The sequence below is a fragment of the Kutzneria buriramensis genome, assembly GCF_003387475.1.
Lineage (GTDB): Bacteria > Actinomycetota > Actinomycetes > Mycobacteriales > Pseudonocardiaceae > Kutzneria > Kutzneria buriramensis.
On sequence record NZ_QUNO01000002.1, the window covers coordinates 359,311 to 378,122 of the forward strand.

General features: G+C 68.8%; 14 protein-coding genes. 9 read left to right on the forward strand and 5 right to left on the reverse strand.

What is annotated here, in order from left to right; genetic code table 11:
* Positions 1-9 precede the first annotated feature (9 nt).
* The gene (locus BCF44_RS06325; protein ID WP_116173569.1) at positions 10-1,122 is read right to left on the reverse strand and encodes a phosphotransferase enzyme family protein; all 1,113 of its coding nucleotides are present in this window, start codon (positions 1,120-1,122) and stop codon (positions 10-12) included.
* A gap of 354 nt (positions 1,123-1,476) precedes the next feature.
* Between BCF44_RS06325 and BCF44_RS06330 the strand changes: the two genes are divergently transcribed.
* Positions 1,477-2,502, forward strand: coding sequence for a S66 peptidase family protein (locus BCF44_RS06330; protein WP_116173163.1), 1,026 nt, complete (start codon positions 1,477-1,479; stop codon positions 2,500-2,502).
* 416 nt (positions 2,503-2,918) lie between these two features.
* Here BCF44_RS06330 and BCF44_RS06335 read toward each other — a convergent pair whose 3' ends face one another.
* The 4 genes from BCF44_RS06335 to BCF44_RS06350 are packed head-to-tail and all read right to left on the reverse strand — an operon-like array spanning position 2,919 to position 10,839.
* Positions 2,919-6,602, reverse strand: coding sequence for a glycosyl hydrolase family 28-related protein (locus BCF44_RS06335; protein WP_211352908.1), 3,684 nt, complete (start codon positions 6,600-6,602; stop codon positions 2,919-2,921).
* A 53-nt stretch (positions 6,603-6,655) separates the two neighbouring features.
* On the reverse strand, positions 6,656-8,455 hold the full coding sequence (locus BCF44_RS06340) for a DUF2264 domain-containing protein (protein ID WP_211352909.1): 1,800 nt from the start codon (positions 8,453-8,455) through the stop codon (positions 6,656-6,658).
* Positions 8,456-8,470: 15 nt separating this feature from the next.
* Positions 8,471-9,724 carry an enolase C-terminal domain-like protein gene (locus BCF44_RS06345; protein WP_116173166.1) on the reverse strand — a complete coding sequence of 418 codons (1,254 nt, stop codon included), beginning with the start codon at positions 9,722-9,724 and terminating at the stop codon, positions 8,471-8,473.
* Positions 9,724-10,839, reverse strand: coding sequence for a GntR family transcriptional regulator (locus BCF44_RS06350; protein WP_116173167.1), 1,116 nt, complete (start codon positions 10,837-10,839; stop codon positions 9,724-9,726). The genes BCF44_RS06345 and BCF44_RS06350 overlap by 1 nt, the downstream gene beginning before the upstream one ends.
* A gap of 180 nt (positions 10,840-11,019) precedes the next feature.
* On the opposite strand from BCF44_RS06350, the gene BCF44_RS06355 reads away from it, so the two are divergent.
* From BCF44_RS06355 to BCF44_RS06390, 8 genes are read left to right on the forward strand one after another with little or no spacing between them, the layout of a single operon-like run.
* A complete protein-coding gene (locus tag BCF44_RS06355; protein ID WP_116173168.1) occupies positions 11,020-12,390 on the forward strand; it encodes an ABC transporter substrate-binding protein in 1,371 nt (456 codons plus the stop codon).
* 3 nt (positions 12,391-12,393) lie between these two features.
* Positions 12,394-13,302, forward strand: coding sequence for a carbohydrate ABC transporter permease (locus BCF44_RS06360; RefSeq protein ID WP_116173169.1), 909 nt, complete (start codon positions 12,394-12,396; stop codon positions 13,300-13,302).
* The gene (locus BCF44_RS06365; protein WP_211352911.1) at positions 13,299-14,111 is read left to right on the forward strand and encodes a carbohydrate ABC transporter permease; all 813 of its coding nucleotides are present in this window, start codon (positions 13,299-13,301) and stop codon (positions 14,109-14,111) included. The genes BCF44_RS06360 and BCF44_RS06365 overlap by 4 nt, the downstream gene beginning before the upstream one ends.
* Positions 14,111-14,914: an NAD-dependent epimerase/dehydratase family protein gene (locus BCF44_RS06370; protein WP_116173170.1), complete on the forward strand. Its 804-nt coding sequence runs from the start codon at positions 14,111-14,113 to the stop codon at positions 14,912-14,914. The genes BCF44_RS06365 and BCF44_RS06370 overlap by 1 nt, the downstream gene beginning before the upstream one ends.
* A complete protein-coding gene (locus BCF44_RS06375) occupies positions 14,914-15,513 on the forward strand; it encodes a ThuA domain-containing protein (protein WP_116173171.1) in 600 nt (199 codons plus the stop codon). Before BCF44_RS06370 ends, BCF44_RS06375 begins: the two co-directional genes overlap by 1 nt.
* The gene (locus tag BCF44_RS06380; RefSeq protein WP_116173172.1) at positions 15,498-16,565 is read left to right on the forward strand and encodes a Gfo/Idh/MocA family protein; all 1,068 of its coding nucleotides are present in this window, start codon (positions 15,498-15,500) and stop codon (positions 16,563-16,565) included. Before BCF44_RS06375 ends, BCF44_RS06380 begins: the two co-directional genes overlap by 16 nt.
* On the forward strand, positions 16,562-17,665 hold the full coding sequence (locus BCF44_RS06385; RefSeq protein WP_116173173.1) for a Gfo/Idh/MocA family protein: 1,104 nt from the start codon (positions 16,562-16,564) through the stop codon (positions 17,663-17,665). Before BCF44_RS06380 ends, BCF44_RS06385 begins: the two co-directional genes overlap by 4 nt.
* Entirely contained in the window at positions 17,665-18,666 is a 1,002-nt protein-coding gene (locus BCF44_RS06390; protein ID WP_116173571.1) for a sugar phosphate isomerase/epimerase family protein, read from the forward strand. Before BCF44_RS06385 ends, BCF44_RS06390 begins: the two co-directional genes overlap by 1 nt.
* The last annotated feature ends 146 nt before the right edge of the window (positions 18,667-18,812 follow it).

Consider the following 18,812-nt stretch of genomic DNA (forward strand, 5'->3'; position numbering starts at 1 on the left):
CCGCCACCCCTACCCCCGCGAGTCGCGCTCTCGGGCACACCGAATGTAGGTTTCGGGCAGATCAACAGCGCTGAGCAGCCCCCATTTCCATCCTAGGGGCGAGCCCCGACAAGATCGTTCAGCGCAGGGGAGCAGGGTTGCCAGGGAGCGCTCGATGCCGGCGAGCTCTCGGGGGAGGCGGCTGTGGAATACCGGGTTGACCTGGGCGGTGCCGACGAACCAGAGGCCGAAGGCGACCTCGCGGACGGCGATGAACGTGTCAAGGTGGTCGAGTTGAGCGGCGGGCAGGGCTCGCTGCGCGGAGTAGCCGTCGATCAGGGCGGTCCGGAACTGCTCGTAGTCGGGGCGATGGCGTAGTTCCCAGAGCGCGACGGCCAGATCGTATATGCGATATCCGGTGCCGCTGTCGTCGAAGTCGATCAATTTGACCTCGCCGCCGGTAAAAAGGGCGTTGTCGAGGTGTAGGTCGGCGTGGACGAGGCCGAACGCGTCGGGTCCATCGCCGAGCGTGGACATGGCACGGCGCGCGGACTTGGCGACTCGGTCGAACGTCCGGCGGAGGCCGTCGGGCAACAGGTCCCACACCTGAGCCGCATTGATGCCGCCGTACTGCATGGTGTCGCCGAAGAACGTTTCCCAGTCCCAACGGATCCGAACGAAGTCCGTGGGGCGAGTCCACGTGTCGGCGTGATCGTGCAGGCGAGCCATCGCATTGCCCAATAGACGCAGATGGCCCGGGCGGGGCGAGCGACTGTGCCGACGACCGTCCATCCAGTGCAGAACCGAGCAGATGCGCGTCTCCGCCGTCATGGTCAGTTCGCCGTTCCTGGTGGGCAACGGCCGTGGCACGGCCAGGTCTGTTTCCGCTCGAAGTGCCATCAGCCAGCGTAGTTCGGAATCGATCGCCGCGCCGGAGTCGACGAACCGTCCGTGCCTCGACGGTCGGTGCACGCGGAGCAGGAAACGCTCAACGCTACCGGCTTCGGTGCGCGCGGTGACCTTGAACGTGGTGTTCTCGCCGTGCCCGATGAACTGCACGATCGGGTCGCTCAGCGGATACGCCCCCAGCGCCTGCACGGCGGCCCGCCGCAGGTGGAGTAGTTGTGCGCGGTAGGACGACATGGCGCACTGTCGCATGACGCTGTCCGCGCCGCCAACGGATTTCGGCCCCGGGCCGCCGCGTAGAGCAGCCCCCGAATCCATCCAACCACAGGGCACCGACAATTCCGGCGGGCGAGGGTCGAGTGGCCGTCGGGTTTCCGAAAGTGTCAGACCCACCTGGTTGGATTGATTCGGGGGCTGCGTTTTTCGGGCGACGGTAGGTGTCGGCGGGCCGTATGTGGCAGGCAGCGTCGGTCGCTGATGCTGGCTCGGGCGTGCTCACGTCGTTTCCCGAGCCAGGACGAGCCAGGCCTGGCTGGGCGATCGATCGGTAAATATGTGGCGTGCTGCAGAGCGTGCCGGAACACTGTCCCGGTGACCCGAACGGCACTGCCTGAACCGCTCCGCCCTCATGCGCTGAGGCCCGGCGATCTCGTCGTCATCGCGTCGCTGTCCGGACCGCTCCACGCCGAATACGCGCCCGATCTGGGGCTCGCGGTAGCCGAGCTCGAGCGGATGGGATTCCGCGTGCGTCTCGCGCCGCTGCTCGAAGCGGGGCGGCATCATTGGTGGAGTGCCGCGCGGCCGGCGGAGATTGCCGAGGAGCTCAACGCCCTGCTGCGTGATCCCGAGGTGCGCGCGATCATCGCGCACGACGGTGGCCAGACGGCGCTGGGCTACCTCGACCTGATCGACGTCGAGGCGATCAGGGTCGACCCCAAGCCGATCCTCGGCTACAGCGACATCTCGCTGCTGCATCTGGTGCTCTACGCGCGCACGGGCCTGGTCGGGTTTCACGCCGACCTGGCCACGCCCGGTCTCGGCGGACACTGGCAGACCGCGCCGGCGGCGCGCAGAGCGGAACTGGCGAAGCTCTATTCGACGCTGCTGACCGCCACGGAACCGATCGGCGCGCTGCCCACCAGCCCGTCGTGGGAATGCTGGCGTCCCGGTCGTGCCGAAGGTCGTCTGATCGGCGGGGTGATCAATCGCATCGTGCTGGCCCAGGCGACGCCGTACGCGCTGCCACTGGACTGGTTCGACGGCGCGGTGCTGTTCTGGGAGGAGATGGGCGGCCTGGCGTCGTACGTGTGGAGCTATCTGCACGTGCTGCGGCACGGCGGAATCCTCGACCGCATCTCCGGCATGGTCGTGGGCGTTCCGCACGCGATCGACGGACTCGACTCGGCCGGCGCGTCGCCGACCTTGGCCGAGATCGTGCTCGACGTCCTCGGCGACCGTGACATCCCGGTCCTGGGCAACGTCGAGTTCGGACACGCCGGGCCGAACCTGCCGATGCCGGTCGGCATCCGTGTCGCTCTGGACGCGCAGCGGCGGAGCCTGTCGCTGCTCGAACCTGTGGTCCGGCCAGCGACGGCGCCCGGACCGAGTACGGAGTAATGAGCCGCCGGCTGCGCCCCGGGCTGGCTCAGGCGCTGTCGGGTTGGTCGCGGCCTCCGGCGATGGGTGAGCGGAACAGAGCAGCCCCCGAATCAATCCAACCAGAGGGGGCTGACATTTCCGGGCGGCGGCGGGATGTGAGGCCGCCGGGATCCGGGAAGTGTCGGACCGGGGTGGTTGGATGGAAACGGGGGCTGCGTTTTCAGCGGCGTGGAGATGGCGCTTGGTGCGCTGTCGCCGGTTCAGTGGGTGAGGCGGGTGGCGCGGTCTTGCCGGTTCAGCAGGTGAATGTGACGGTTGAGTCGGGTGCCGCCAGTTCAGTGGGTGAGGCGGTTGGCGCGGTGTTGCCGGTTCGGCGGGTGGAGGTGGCGGATGGCCCGAGTGGTGCCGATTCAGCGGGTAGGGGGGTTGCGGATTCAGTGGGCGAAAGTGGCGACCAGGGCGGAGTCGCCCACGACGGGGAAGGTGTAGCTGGGGGAGGTGGAGACCTCCTTGCCGGCGATGGTCCAGTCGACGAAGTGGTAGCCGGGTGAGGGACGGGCGGTGGCGGTGACGGAGCTGCCGGTCTCGTATTTGCCGGGGGAGGTTTCGGTGCCGGCGAGGCGGGCGGAACCCCCAGGGGTGGACGAGACGGTGACGGCGGATTCGAGCATGTTGATGGCCATGACGTTGACGAGGCGAACGGGGCCGGTGCTGGTGGTCCCGTTGTACCGGAGCAGGTTGAGCACGGTGGTGGAACCGCCGGGGGCGCGCACGGTGTAGCCGTCGGTGCCGAGATTGTCGGTACCGAGGTTGAAGACGTGCACATCGCCGGAATTGACGACGAGACCGTTGTGCAGGCCGTAGCCGAAGGCGTCAACGACGGTGAGGTCCCGGGCGCCGGAAACGGTGATGAGGTCGGACGAACGCCGGGTGTAGCCGTCGATGACCTGGGGGAACAGGTTGCTGCCGGAGAACCAGTCGGGCAGGTAGAAACCGAGCCGGGCGAAGGTGTTGCCGTTGGTGAGCACGCCGTTGATGACGCCGCCGACGGAGGAGCCGACGGTGATGCCGTGCCGGATGAAGGTGCCGGAGAGTTTGCCGACGAAGAACCGGTCGTTGCGGGAAGTGGCGAGGTCGACGCCGTTGTAGGCATTGGGCATGCCGACATTGATCACGTACGTCCCGGCGCCGGCCCCGCGAATGGCATACGGATAGGCGACGAGACCGTCGGAAGCGGCGGGGTTCTGGCCGGGATAGAAGACCCGGAGGCCACGGACGCCGGAGCCGTTCAGGGTGATCAGGGCTGGATCGGTGTCGGGCGAAAGGGTGCTCCGGCCGGAGTACGACATGAGCACGGTGCCACCGCTCCTGCCGTCCTCGTCCCGGTTCGGCACGGACGACGCGCCGCGAAGCTCGACGCCGGCGGGAACGACAAGACGGCCGTTGACCCGATACCACCCGGCGGGCAAATACACAGTGCCGCCGCCGTCGTGACCGGCGCGGTCGAGAGTGTGCTGCAACGAATCGGTGGCGTCGGCCGGGGGGACATATCCGTTGCCGTGCGGGGCATCAACCACGTAGAGGGCATTCCGTGACGGACGCGGAGTCGGGGAAGGAGCGTCGTAGGAAGGGGCTTTACCCGGAAGCTGGTAGACGGTGCCCTTCACAGCGCCGGTGACACGAACGTCGGTGAGCTTGACGAAGCCGGCGGAGTTGTTGGTCACCGCCCCGTCGAGAGTGCCGCGGCCGATCATCAGGCCCCAGCGCGAATCGAACTGGTCGACGAGCAGGGCGGTGTCGGTGCGCTGGACCTGCACACCCTGGAAAGCGCCGGCGAAGTCGACGCGCTGGCCCTGAACGACATGGACGCCGACGTGGTAGTCGGAGGCGGAGAGGTCGTTGAACTGATCCCATTCCAGGTCGCCGAGCACGAAGCCGGTGCCGTGCGAACGAGTCCAGGAGTCCACAGTGGATCGTGAAGGCGGATTGAACTGCCGAGGGGCGCAAGCCCAGTAGGAGTTGGAGAAGCTGACGTTCTCCCAGGTGCCGACGTCGGCGCCGTTGTAGGCCTCGACGCCCTCGAACAGCGCGGTGCCCTTGATGTTCCGAACGGTCGCGGACTCGTGGGTCTGCCCGACGGCCGGCGGGCGCCCACGCTCGTCGCGCATGGTGCTGATGCCGATGCCACGGTACGAATTGAGCATGGTGACGTCGGAAACGGTGCCCATCATGTAGTTCTCGTCGCTGGCCCACGCGCTGCCGGTGATCTCGAACGTATAGCTGTAGGGCACGGGCGTCGAGGCGTTCTGGTGCGGGTAATACGTGGTCAGCCCCATGACGCCGGCGCTGCCGCCGATCCGGAACAGGACGGGGCCGGTGTCGCCGGACGGGAGATCGGCGATGATCACGGTGCCATAGCTGCCGCCGCCGTGATCGGGATCGCGGCGGTCGCCGCGAAGCGTGCAGAACGCCGGCACCTCGACGGTGTCGGTGACGCGATAGGTACCCTCTGGCAGCCACACGGTGCCGCCGCCGGCGTCGTAGCAGTCATACAGCGCGGCCTGAATGGCCTTGGTGGAATCCTTGCCACCACTGGGATCCGCGCCGTAGGGGGTGGCGACGAAGTCGGCGATCACGGGATCGACGGTCGGGTACTTGGTCTTGATCAGCTGCGGCTTGGGTGTGACGACCCGCTTGTTGCGGACCTGGAGGTCGGCGACGTCGGCACTACCAGCATACGAAAGCCGAACATGGCGAGCCGTTACGACGGGGAAATCGGTGCGTGAGGCCGAGCCGCTGTCAGTGGCGCCGGACTCGCCGACGGTCGTCCACGTCGAGCCGTCGAGCGAGGTCTGCACCTGGTAGTCGTGCGAGAAGGTTTGGCCCCACTGGACATAGACGTCGTTCACCGGCTGCGGCTTGCCGAGATCGACCTGCGTCGAGCCAGGCCCGGTGACCAACGGCCGACCGGCGGCGACGTTCAGGTTGACGGCCGACGACTTGAACGCCTGGTAGCTGTCGTACAGCGCCTGCAACGCGGCCTTGACCTGGGCCGGAGTGGCGTCCTGATCGTCGATGACGGCCTGCGCCTTGGCGATCTGCGCGCTGAAGAAGGCCTTGGAGCCGGCCGGGTACTGACCGTCTCGGGTGCCCTCGCGTGCCCCGTACACCGTCAAGCCGGCCTGGGCGACCAGGTTGCGCAGCCCCGCCTTGACGTCCAAAGTGGACGGGATGACGGTCACCCGCACGGCGGCAACCTTGACCTCCACGTCGGAACCGTCGTGGGCGATGCGGAAGTCGGAACCGTTGGTGCGGTTGGTGAGAACGGCGTCGTCCAGCACGAAGTCGTGCGTCTGCCACGTGCCGGTGTCGCCGTAGCGGACGATCTCGGACGGCTTGAACTTGTCGGGCAGGTCGTTGCCGGGCGAGTCGTACTGGAGATCGAGGGTGCCGCTGCCGGTGTCCAGATAGTCGACGCTGACCAGCACGACGTCCTTGGTGTCGTACGCGTACGAGTCGGCGACGTTCATGTAGAAGTAGTTGGTGGCCGGCGCGGGCGACGAGGCGTTGGTCTGCCAGTAGCCGCGGCCGCCGGTGGTTCCGGTGATCAGGCCGGAGGGATTGTCACCGGGGTTGGGCACGAGGCCGGTGTTGGACGAGGCCGCGCCGAGAGTGGCGGACGGCCCGGCGGCGGTGATCCGGATCTGCGCGACGGTGATGTCCGCAGTGCCGCCGGTCAGCCGAACCGCGGCCAGTGCGGGCAAACCAGCGGCCGCATGCTTCCACGTGTTGGTGCCGGCCAGCACGGCCACGGGATTTCCGTTGAGGCTCAGGGTGCCCACGCCACTGTCGTAGTATGTCACCATGGCGACGACGGAACCGCTCACCGAGTAGTCGGGATCGGGCGCGAAGTTCAGGTACGTCGTGCCGGCGGAAACGTCCGTCTGCCAATAACTGCGCCCACCCACGGAGCCGGTCCGCAGGCCGGCGGCGTTGTCACCGGCGGTGGCGGTGACCCCCAGCGTCAACGGGGTCGGCCCGAGATCGGCGCCGACGCCGTTGGGATACCACACGGGCGCGGCGCCGGCCGGCACGGCCAGTGCGGCGACCAAGGCCACTAAGAGTCCTAACAGGACGCATAACCGGCGGGTCATCGTCGACCTCCCAGAGTTTAGACCGGGGGCATCGCCACCCGGTCGACGCGGCCGTCCGGCCAGCGCACATCGATGACGTCGGTGCTGATGTCGAGCTCTGGCAACGCTTCGAGCGGGTAGCCGCCCAGATGCACGGCGGCGGCGTAGATCCGGCCGGCCTCGACGAAGCCGTCGGTGAACAGCAAGGGGATCTCGGACACCGCCCCGAGCGGGTTGGTGTCCTTGGACTGACGGGTCTCGGCGACGTCGAAACCGGCCAGGTCGACCAGTGCGGAGTGCAGGCCGTTGCCGGGAACCGTGGCCCAGCCGCCGATCCGCAGCCGCCACGGCCCGGACTCGTCGACCCGAACGAGGCGGACCTCGGTGGCCCCGTGGATCACCGAGGCGACGGTGATCCAGGGACCCAGCGTATACGTGGTTTCGGGGCCATGGAAGGGATTCCAGCTCTCATCTGCGGGCCAATGCGCGCGGCTGCGCGACACGCCCGGCGCAATCGCCTGCAGCGGGCGGCGATGTGCGGCCCGGCCGTCGGAATCCAGCAGCGTGGCCGTGGAATCCAGCGGCGGGCTCATCTCCGGCGCGGCATGGGTGCTGTACGCGATCCGCGCGTAGACGGGATCATCTGTCGCCAGCTCGGCGGGATCGATGTGGTCGCTGCCGTGATTGAGCACCCGCACCACGCCGTCGGAAACCGTGCCGGAGACCGTCCATCCGGGCGCGGGCAGGTAGACCTCGTAGTCAACCTGCTCGACCGGCAACGGCACCTCGGGCGCGGTCCAGACTTCGTGGTCGGGCGGCAGCAGCAGGCCGGCGAAGCCCTTGCTCGCCCAGTACGGCGACGCCGGGCCCGAATACCACTGCCTGATCTGCGGAAACCGTCGATGCCAGCCCAAGGTCAGCAGGCCGTCGTCATCCAGCGAGCCGGCGTTGACGAAATGGTCCAGCATCAGGCCGCCGATGCGACGTGTCTGCCCCGGCGGCAGCGGTGTGGCGTCGTGCAGCGCCCCGATCCACAGTGGAGCGAGTGCCGCGAACCGATAGGTCAGCGACCGGCCCTGGACCAGCGGCGACCCGTTGCCGCCGACCAACAACGCATAGTCGGAAAGCCAGAGCCGCAAGCGATTGCGGTACCGGACGGCCAGCTCGTCGTCGCCGGTGATCGAGCAGAACAGCAGCGGGTAGAAGTGCATCGCCCAGCCGCTGTAATGGTCGAAGTTGCGCCACGCGTCCCCGGACAGGCCGTCGGAGTACCAGCCTTCGCCCGCGTGCCAACGGTCCGTGCGCTCGATGGCGTGGTCGAAATCGTCCTGGCTCCAGGCCCCGCCGACGCTGCGCGCGAACGCCCCGGTGACCGCGCGGAACCACACCCAGTTGTTGTCCGGCAGGGTGTTGTCGCCGACCATCGGGGCAAGCCAGTCCAGCAGCCGTTGCCGAGTTCGGTCGCTGAGCTGGTCCCACAGCCAAGGGCGCGTCAGGTGCAGGCCGAGCGCGACCGACGCGGCCTCGACCTTCGCCTGGGCGCACTCGCCAAGTCGCGGCCAGCGGTCGGGATTGTCGGGATCGACACCGGCGGCCAGGCCCTGCGCGTACCACTCGGCGATCCTGTGCGGATCGTCGCCGGCCGCCCCGGCCAGCCGAAACGCCGCCAGCAGAAAGGTTCGCGCGTAGCCCTCCAACCCGTCGCTCCACCGGCCGCTCCCGCTGGCGGGGCCGGGCAGGTGGATCAGCGCGTGGGAATCCGTGGCCCACGGCCGGACCGCGAGCAGCATCGAGTCGGCCAGGCGTTCCCATTCGGCGCGGGACGGGGCAGGGCGCACGGTGACATCTCCAAACTACGGGGCTTCCAGACCTCCGTCCGGCCGGCGCACCCGCGCCGACCAGCGTTCATGTAGGAACTTCGTCGGCGGGTACTTCGCTGCCGCCGTCTCGTCCAGGTCCACGCCCCAGCCTGGCTCGTCGGACGGCGTCAGGTGACCGTCGCGAACCACCGGCGTGCCGGGGAAGACCTCGTGCGTGGCCTCGTTGTACGTGTGCGACTCCTGGTAGCCGAACGCCGGCGTGGACACGTCGACGGCGAGGTTCGCCGCCACGCCGACCGGCGAAACGTCGCCGGGGGCGTGGAATGCGGTGCGCACGCCCAGTAATTCGGCCAGCGCCACCAGCTTTCGGGTCGGTGTGAGGCCGCCGATGGCGGAAGTGTGCAGCCGCAGCAGGTCCACGCCGCCGTCCTTGATCAGTCGAGCCGCGTCGGTGACGGAGCCGAGCTGCTCGCCGACCGCGATCGGCACCGGCGACGCGGCTCGGACGGCCGGCAACTGGTCGTAGTGCTCCGGCGGGATCACATCCTCCAAAAAGGACAGTGCGTACGGCTCCAAGGCGCGGGCCAGCACGATTGCCTGCTTGGGTGTCAATCTGCTGTGCACATCGTGCATCAGGCTCACCGACGAACCGAGCCTTGAGCGCGCAGCCGCGAACAATCGGGGCGTGGCGTCAAGGTACTGGCGCACATCCCAACCGTCCGGATGCGGCGACCGGGGATAGCCGCCGCGCGTGCCCGGCGCCCCGTACGTGCCGAGCCCAGGACCGCCAACTTGGAGCCGTACGTGGCGATATCCCCGATCCAGCAACACCGCCGCGGCGTCGAGCGTCTCGTCAACGGTCGCGCCCGCGGCGTGGGAGTACACCTCGATCGCGGACCGGCTGCGCCCGCCGAGCAGCTCGTACACCGGCATGCCGGCGCGCTTGCCCATGATGTCCCACAGCGCCTGGTCGATGCCGGACAGCGCGTTGTTCAGCACGGGACCGTTGCGCCAGTACGCCGAATAGTGGATCAGCCGGGTGATGTCCTCGATGTCGGCCGGGTTGCGGCCGACGACCAGCGGCCCCATGTGCTCGTCCACGGCCGCCGCCACCGCGGCGAACCGCTGCGTGAAGGTGGCGCAGCCGAGGCCGTACAGGCCCGGCTCCGACGTGTCGACCCGGACGACGACGAGCGGGATTCCCTCGGGGGCCGTGACGATCGCCCGCACCGCCGTGACCTTCACCGAGTCGCGGGGCGTCCACGGCGGCAGCACCTCGGGCAACATCACGCCTCCAGAGGGGAAACCCGCAGGTAGCCGACGGATGACTGTCGCGTTTGGACGCTTATCGGCAGCACCCGGAGCTGGGTCTCCGAAGCCGTGCCGGTCACGCGGTCGTGCAGCAGCGTCATCGCCTGCCGGCCCATTTCCCGTGACGGCAAGGAGATCGCCGCCGCCGTCAACGGCAGCACGTCGAACGGGCCGGCGTCGTCCATGCCGGCCAGGTCGATGTCACCGGGCACCTCCAGGCCCAGCGCCACCAGGTCCTGCGCGGCGGTGGCCAGCGCGTAACCGTTGGAGCACAACAACACCGTCGGCGGCTGGCTGCCGTTCAGCAGCTCGCTGAGCATTGCCCGCCGGGTTTCGGTCGGCTGGTCGCGGTAGCGGCGCAGCACGGTCAGGTCCGGTCGGACCGGAATGTCGTGTTCCCGCAAGGCCTGCACGTGCCCGGCGAGCCGGTCGCGGATGCTGGTCACGTCGATCTCGTCCCACAGCGTGGCGATCGTGCGGTGCCCGACCTCGATCAGGGTGTTGGTGAGCTCGCGCCCGGCGGACATGTTGTCCGCGACCACGGCGTCGGTGACGAGATCGGGGCGGTACCGGTCGACCATCACGAGTGGCACCCCGCGCCGCCGCGCCTCCGCGTAGGGGGTGAGCACAGCCGAGCCCTCGGCCGGGTAGACGATGATGCCGCTGACCTGGTGTTCCAGCGCGCCCCACAGCGCTTTCTCCTCGCGCGCGGGGTCGTTCTCGCAGTGGTTGAGGAACAGCCGGTAGCCCAGGTCGGCGCACACTTCCTCGATGCCGGCGAGGATCTGGCCGACGTGCGGACCCTGGTTCTGGAGCACGCAAGCGATCGTCCGGTCCGCGGAAGCCGGGGCCGGCGGCCGCTCCGCGACGAACGTGCCCTGCCCGCGCCGGCGCACCACGTAGCCCTCGTTGGCCAGGTCGTTCAGCGCGCGAACCGCGGTGGCGTGGCTGACGTCGAACCGCTCGCAGATCTCGCGCTGGGTGACGAACGGCCGGCCCGGCGCGTACTCGCCGGCGGCGATCGCGGCCAGCAGCTCGCGCTTGACCTGCTGGTAGAGCGGGGGCTTGTCGCCGCCGGTCGCCGCTGCCATCCGGGTTCGCCCTTCGAGATCAACTGGCTCGAACGCGGCCACTTTAGCATGTCTAATCCGCCGTAGAGGCGGTCGTGACCCGGGTTGGGCCGGTCGAGTTTGACCCATTGACCGGTTAAAGCCCTCGAACTATGGTCTGGCTCACTCGACCGAGTGACAGCCACCTTGGCGGAGGACGGCATGGGCACAATGCGGTGCGGCGGAAGAGTTCTGGCGGTCGTGGCGGCGCTGGCGGTGGTCACCACCGCGTGCGGCGGCGGCAGCGGGTCCGGCGACGGGACCACGCTGTCGATGTGGACGTTCAAACAGACACACGTCAAGGCCCTGGAGGCGGCCGCGGCCGTGTTCAAGGCACAGACCGGCATCACGGTGAACATCACCGCCTACACGCCGGACGACACGTACACCAGCAAGGTGCAGAGCGCCGCGGCCAGCCACAACGTGGCCGACGTGCTGGAGGTGCACGCCGGCGGCGAGGACCGGGTGCTCGGCGGCGCCGGCATCATCAGCGATCTCGCGCCGGACGTGAACGACCAGTACAAGAGCCGTTTCCTCAAGGGCACCGCCGATACCGGCCTGATCACCGAGCAGGTGTACCAGGACTCGTTGAAACCCAAGGCGACGGACCCGGGAGTCCAAAAGGGACAGTTGTACAGCGTCCCGTTCACGGCGGGCACCTTCGGCATCGTCTACGCCAACAAGGACATGCTCACCGCGGCCGGCGTCGACGCGTCCAAGCCGCCGTCGAGCTGGCAGGAGCTGATCTCCTGGCTCAAGGCCACGCACGACAGGAACCCGCGGGCCGGCGGCGTCACGATGGGCCTGAAGAGCTCCTCCACCGGCCTCGACTGGGCGCTGGAGCCGATGGCGTTCGCGCAGCTGGGCCGCAGGGACTACGAGGCGCTGTTCGGCACCGACAAGGCCAAGTCGTGGGGCAGCCCCAACGGCCAGAAGGTGTTGGAGCAGTACGACCAGCTCACGCCGTACTGGACGGCCGGCACGCAGACGCTCGCGATCGACGAGGCCGACCGCGCCTTCGCGCAGGGCAAATCGGCGTTCGACGTCGGCGGCACGTTCACCATCTCGGCCATCCAGCAGAACGGGCTGAACCCGGACAAGATCCTGTCGTTCCCGATTCCGGCGCCCGAAGGCAGCGTGACCAGCGACTTCAAGCTGGCGCCGATCGCGCTGACCGGGCTGTCCCTCTCCGCGCAGACGCCGAACCGTGACGCCGCCCTGAAGTGGGTGGACTTCCTCACGCGGCAACAGCAGGCGGGCGCGTTCGCGCAGGCGGCACTGGACCTGCCCGGCACCGACCTCGGCGCGGACGCGTCGAAGCTGGTCGGGCCGTACCTGAGCACGATGGAGGCGGCGTTCGGCAGCGGCGACTCCGCCTACAACCCGGGCGACAGCACGTTCATGGGGCCGACCTGGGACATCGAGGCCGCCGGCGACATCCTGGTGAAGATGTCCCCGCTCAAGGAGCTCGATCCGGCCGGCACGAACGCTCAGCTGGCCGTGTACAACAACAGCGTCAACAGCGGGAAGTAGCCGATGGCGGCGCGTGTCCGGTCCCGGCAGGCTTTGACCGGTTATGTGTTCGTGCTGCCGGCGGTGGCGCTGTTCGCGGTGATGGGCGTGTACACCGTCGGCTACGGCCTGGCGCTGAGTTTCGCCCGGTGGAACGGGTTCACCCCGTACTGGACCTGGGTGGGTGTCGGCAACTACCTGGACCTGATCTATCGGGACCCCACCATCGCGCCGATCGTGCAGGGCGCGGCGGTGCGCACCGTCGTCGTGATGATCGCGCAGCCGGTGCTCACCGTGCTGATCAGCTTCCCGCTGGCGGTGGCGCTGAACCGGATCACGCTGCTGCGGGCGGCGTTCCGCACGGTGTTCTTCCTGCCCCAGGTCACGGCCGGCATCGCGCTGTACTACGCCTGGTCGTACGCGCTCCAGCCGGACGGCTCGCTCAACTTCATCCTCCGCCACCTGGGGCTGGGCACGATCGCCCAGCCCCAGGGCTGGCTGGGCAATCCGGCGACGGCGCTGCCCACGCTGATCGTGGTGGCGGTGTTCGGCGCGGTGCCGGTGGCGATGCTGCTGTACCTGACCGGGCTCCAGTCCATCGACCAGTCGGTGATCGACGCGGCTAGAGTGGACGGCGCGGGTGGTCTACGCACGATGACGTCCGTGGTCTGGCCGCTGCTGCTGCCGATCACCGGCGCGGTGGTCGTGCTCAACCTGCGGGACGCGTTGCAGGGCTTCTCCCAGACGCTGCTGATGACCAACGGCGGCCCCGGCGGGCACACGCTGGTGCTCGGGCTCGAGTCGTACAACCTGGCGTTCTTCTCCGGGTTGAAGCCGACCCTGGGCCTGTCCAGCGCGCTCGGCTGGATCCTGTTCGTGATCGCGCTGCTGCTGGCCGCCGTCAACCTGCGGGCGCTGCGGAGCCGCGCGTGAGGGCCCGGATCGTCGTCCACGCGCTGCTGGCCGGATATGCGCTGATCAGCCTGTACCCGTTCCTGCTCATGGTGTCCGGGGCGTTGAAGGACAGCAGGGAGATCCTGCTCGACGGGCACTTCCTCCCGTCCGACCCGACGCTGTCCACGCTCGCGCGGACCTGGAGCGAACTGCATTTCTTCACGTACTTCGGGAACAGCCTCATCGTCACCGGCTTCACCACGCTCGGCGTGCTGGTGGTGTACTCGCTGGCCGGCTACGCCTTCGCGGTGCTGCCCTTTCCCGGCCGGCGGCCGCTATACGGCATGTTCCTGTCGCTGCTGTTCGTGCCGGGAGTGACGGTGCTGCTGCCGGTGGTGATCCTCCAGCAGAAGCTCGGGCTCATCGGCACCTTCCCGGGCATCATCCTGCCCTTCGTCAACGGCACTGCGCCGCTGTCCATCATGTTGCTCACCAACAGCTTCCGGGCGGTGCCGGGGGAGTTGAAGGAGTCGGCGCGCTGCGACGGCGCCGGCGAGCTGCGCACCTTCTGGTCGATCTACCTGCCGGTCTCGCGGCCGGCGCTGATCACGGTCGCGCTGCTCACCGCCGTGCCCACCTGGAACGAGTACGTGCTGACCAGGGTCTCGCTGAACGACGCGTCGCGCTACACGCTGCCGCTGGCGCTGCAGAACCTGAACTCGTCGACCGCACCGCAGGAGAACGTGCTGATGGCCGCCTCGCTGATCATCGTGATCCCGGTGATCATCCTTTTCGTGCTGCTGCAACGGTATTTCGTCAACGGCTTGCAGGGTGCGGTGAAGGGCTGATGCGGGTCCTCGTGACCGGCGCGGGCGGCATGCTCGGCGCGGCGGTTCTCGACGAGCTCTCCGGGCATGACGTGGTCGCCCACGACCGGAACGTCGGCGACCTGCGGGATCGGGCGCAGGTGGAGGCGGTGCTGGACGGGGTGGAGGCGGTGGTGCACGCCGCGGCGCTGCCGTCGCCGTACAGCGCGGCCGAGCAGGTGGTGTTCGGCAACAATGTGGACGCCACGTTTCACCTGCTGGACGCGGCGGGGCGGGCCGGCGTCAAGCGGATCGTCTACGTGTCAAGCCTTTCCGCGCTGGGGCTGGCCTGGTCTTCACGGCCGGCGTCGCCGCTGTTCGCGCCGGTGACCGAGCGGCACCCGTACGTCGGCGACGACGTGTACGGGTTGTCGAAACTGGTCGGCGAGCTCATCGGGGAGACGGTGAGCCGGCGCTGGGGCTGCGACGTGGTCAGCCTGCGGTTCCCGTTCATCGGGACGGGCGACCGGCTGCTGGAACACCTGAAACACGTGCACGGCGATCCCGGAGCCGATCGCGCGGCACTGTGGAGCTGGATCGACACCAGGGACGCCGCCCGGGCGGTGGCAGCCGCTCTGATCGCGCGGACTGCGGGGTACGCGCTGGTCAACGTGGCGGCCCCGGACACGACGTCGCTGCTGCCGACCGCCGAGCTGATGCGGCGGTTCCACCCAGTGACACGGCTGGATGGCCCGCTGGACGGGTTCGCCGTACCGTTCTCCCTGGAGCTGAGCCGGAAACTGCTCGGCTTCACGCCCGTGCACACCTGGCGGATTGGCGGCTGATGAAGACTGCGCTCGTGGTTCGGGGCGGCTGGACGGGGCATGTGCCCGTCGAGGCCAGCGACCGCTACGCCGGGGAGCTCACCGCCCGCGGCTACGACGTGACGACCTCGGACAGCCTGGACAGCTATCTGGACACCGACCTGTTGGCCCGCACGGACCTCATCGTGCAGTGCTGGACGATGGGGACCATCTCCTCGGCGCAGGTGGAAGGTCTGACCGCGGCGGTGCGGGCCGGCACCGGGTTTGCCGGCTGGCACGGGGGAATCGTCGACTCGTTCCGGGACGAGACGCGCTACCAGCTGATGACCGGCGGTCAGTTCGTCTACCACCCGCCGGAGTTCGTGGAGTACCCGGTGCGCACCGGCGGCTCGTCGTTCACGGTGCACACCGAGCAGTACTACGTGCACGTCGACCCGGCGGTCGAGGTGCTGGCGACGACGGAGTTCGTCGAGGACGGCACCACGCTGCCGGTCACCTGGACCCGGAACTGGGGCGAGGGAAGGGTTTTCGTCACCACGATCGGCCACAAGCTGGACGACTTCGACGTGCCGGAGGTGGATCGGATGATCATCGAGGGGCTGACATGGGCGAGTCGTTGAGGGTCGGCATCGTCGGGGCCGGCAACATCAGTGGCCAGTACGTCCGGAACCTGCCGCGTCTGGACGACGTGGTGCTGACCAGAATCGCCGACATCGACGTATCCAGGGCCGCTGCGGTGGCAGCACAGGCCGAGGTCCCGGCGTGCACGCCGGAGGAGCTGTTCGAGGCGTCCGATGTGGACATCGTCCTGAACTTGACGATTCCCTTGGCGCACGCCGAGGTCGCGCTGGCGGCCATTGCCGCCGGCAAGCACGTGTACGGCGAGAAGCCGTTGGCCGCCGACACCTCGGCGGCGCGGAAGGTGTTGGACGCTGCGGTCGCGGGCGGCGTCGTCGTAGGCTGCGCGCCGGATACCGTGCTGGGCACTGGGGTTCAGACCGCCCGGGTGAGCCTGGACGCCGGTGACATCGGGGCTCCGGTGGCGGCGACGGCGTTCATGACGACGCCCGGACACGAGCGATGGCACCCGAACCCGGAGTTCTACTACGAGCCCGGCGGCGGGCCGCTGCTGGACATGGGGCCCTACTACCTGACGGCGCTGGTGACGCTGCTCGGGCCGGTCCGGCGGGTGGTCGGCATGTCGTCCGCGCCCCGGGCGACGCGCGTGATCGGCAGCGGATCCCGTGTCGGCACGACGTTTCCGGTGCGGGTGGCGACGCATGTGACCGGCGTGTTGGAGCACGTCGGCGGCGAGCTGTCGACGCTGATGGTGAGTTTCGACATCTGGGGGGCACAGCTGCCGCGGATCGAGGTGTACGGCACCGAGGGCAGCCTGTCCGTGCCGGATCCGAACAACTTCGACGGCACCGTGCAGATCTTCCGCGACGAGTGGGTCGACCTGTCCGTGCTGGCCGGTCATCCGGACGCCGGCCGGGGCATCGGCGTCGCGGACATGGCACGGTCCATTGTGGACGGAACGCCGCACCGGGCGAGCGGGGATCTGGCGTACCACGTGCTCGACGTGATGGAATGCCTGCTGCGGGCGGCCGAGACGGGCACGTCCGTGCAGATCGGCAGCACCTGCGAGCGACCGGCGGCGGTGACGGCATGAAGATCGGCATGATCGGCTACGCCTTCATGGGGGCGGCCCACTCCAACGCGTGGCGGACCGCCGGGCGGTTCTTCGACCTGCCGGCGACGCCGGAGCTTGCCGTCGTGTGCGGCCGTTCGGCGGACAAGGTCGCCGCCGCGGCGGCCAAGTACGGTTGGGAGAGCTCGGAGACCGACTGGCGGGCTGTGATCGACCGGCCGGACGTCGAAGTGATCGACATCTGCACGCCCGGCGACAGCCACGCCGAGATCGCCATCGCCGCGCTGGCCGCGGGCAAGCACGTGCTGTGCGAGAAGCCCCTGGCCAACACGGTCGAGGAGGCTTCGAGGATGGTGTCGGCGGCCGCGTCGGCGTCGGGGCGGTCGATGGTGATGTTCAACTACCGCCGCGTGCCGGCGCTTGCGTTGGCCCGTCAGCTGATCGCCGCCGGCCGGATCGGCACGGTGAGGCAGGTTCGCGCCCAGTACCTCCAGGACTGGTTGGTGGATCCCGACTTTCCGCTGACCTGGCGGCTCGACGCTGCCAGCGCCGGCTCCGGCGCGTTGGGCGATCTCGGTGCGCACAGCATCGACATGGCGCAGTTCCTGACGGGGCAAAGGATTTCGGCCGTGGGCGGCATGCTGGAGACGTTCGTCGACTCGCGGCCCAAGCTCGATGGCTCCGGCCGCGGACCCGTCACCGTGGACGACGCCGCGCTGTTCACCGCCCGTTTCGACGGCGGCGCGATCGGCGTGTTCGAGGCGACGCGGTTCGCCACCGGGCGCAAGAACGCCATGCGCATCGAGGTCAGCGGCTCGCTCGGAACCCTGTCGTACGACCAGGAATCCATGAACGAGCTGCGTTTCTACGACGGCGCCGAGGACCCGCTGACGGCCGGGTTCCGGCGGATCCTGGTCACCGAGCCGACGCATCCGTACATGGACGCGTGGTGGCCGCCCGGGCACATCATCGGCTACGAGCACACGTTCGTCCACCAGGTGCGGGACTTCGTGACCGGGGTCGTCGAGGGCACGGAGCTCTCGCCGTCGTTCGAGGAGGGTCTTCAGGTGCAGCGGGTGCTCGACGCCGTGCAACAAGGCATTTCACTGAGGGGTGTGTGATGGTTCGTCCCGTGACGCTGTTCACCGGGCAGTGGGCCGATCTGCCGTTCGAGGAGGTGTGCCGGCTGGCTGCTCGCTGGGGCTACGACGGGCTGGAGGTCGCCACCTGGGGAGATCACTTCGACGTGCAGGCGGCGCTGGCCGACGACTCGTACCTGCCGAAGTTCAAGGAGACCCTGGCGCGGCACGGCCTTCAGTGCTGGACGATCTCGTGCCACCTGACCAGCCAGGCCGTCTGCGACCACCCGATCGACGAGCGGCACCAGAACATCCTGCACCCGCGGGTGTGGGGCGACGGCGACCCCGAGGGCGTGCGGCAGCGCGCCGCCGCCGAGATCGCCGACACCGCCCGCGCCGCGGCTCGACTCGGCGTGAGCACGGTCGTCGGCTTCACGGGTTCGTCGATCTGGCACACCCTGGCCATGTTCCCGCCCGTGCCGGACTCGATGATCGAGCGCGGCTACGCCGACTTCGCGGATCGGTGGAACCCGATCCTCGACGTCTTCGACGAGGTCGGCGTCCGGTACGCGCACGAGGTGCATCCCGGGGAGATCGCCTACGACTACTGGACCACCGTGCGGACCCTGGAGGCCATCGGCCACCGGCCCGCGTTCGGGCTCAACTTCGACCCCAGCCACTTCGTGTGGCAGGACCTCGATCCCGTCGGGTTCCTGTACGACTTCCGGGACCGGATCTACCACGTGGACTGCAAGGAGTCCGTCAAGCGGTTCAACGGCCGCAACGGGCGGCTCGGCTCGCACCTGCCGTGGGGCGATCCGCGGCGCGGCTGGGACTTCGTGTCCACCGGGCACGGCGACGTGCCGTGGGAGGCGTGTTTCCGGATGCTGAACAGCATCGGCTACGAGGGGCCGATCTCCGTGGAGTGGGAGGACGCCGGGATGGACCGCCTCACCGGCGCCCCCGACGCGCTGGCCTTCGTCCGGTCGATGACCCGTATCGAACCGCCGGAGGCGTCCTTCGACTCGGCGTTCAGCTCCTGAGTCCCAGGGGACGATTTCGTGCCACGAATCGTCCTCAACGGACAGTCGTGGGGGCGGCTGTCCCAGAGCCCGACCAGTTCTTCGGGATACATGGCGGCGGGACTCGCGGGGGTCTACCTGAAACCTACATTCGGTGTGTCTGACTG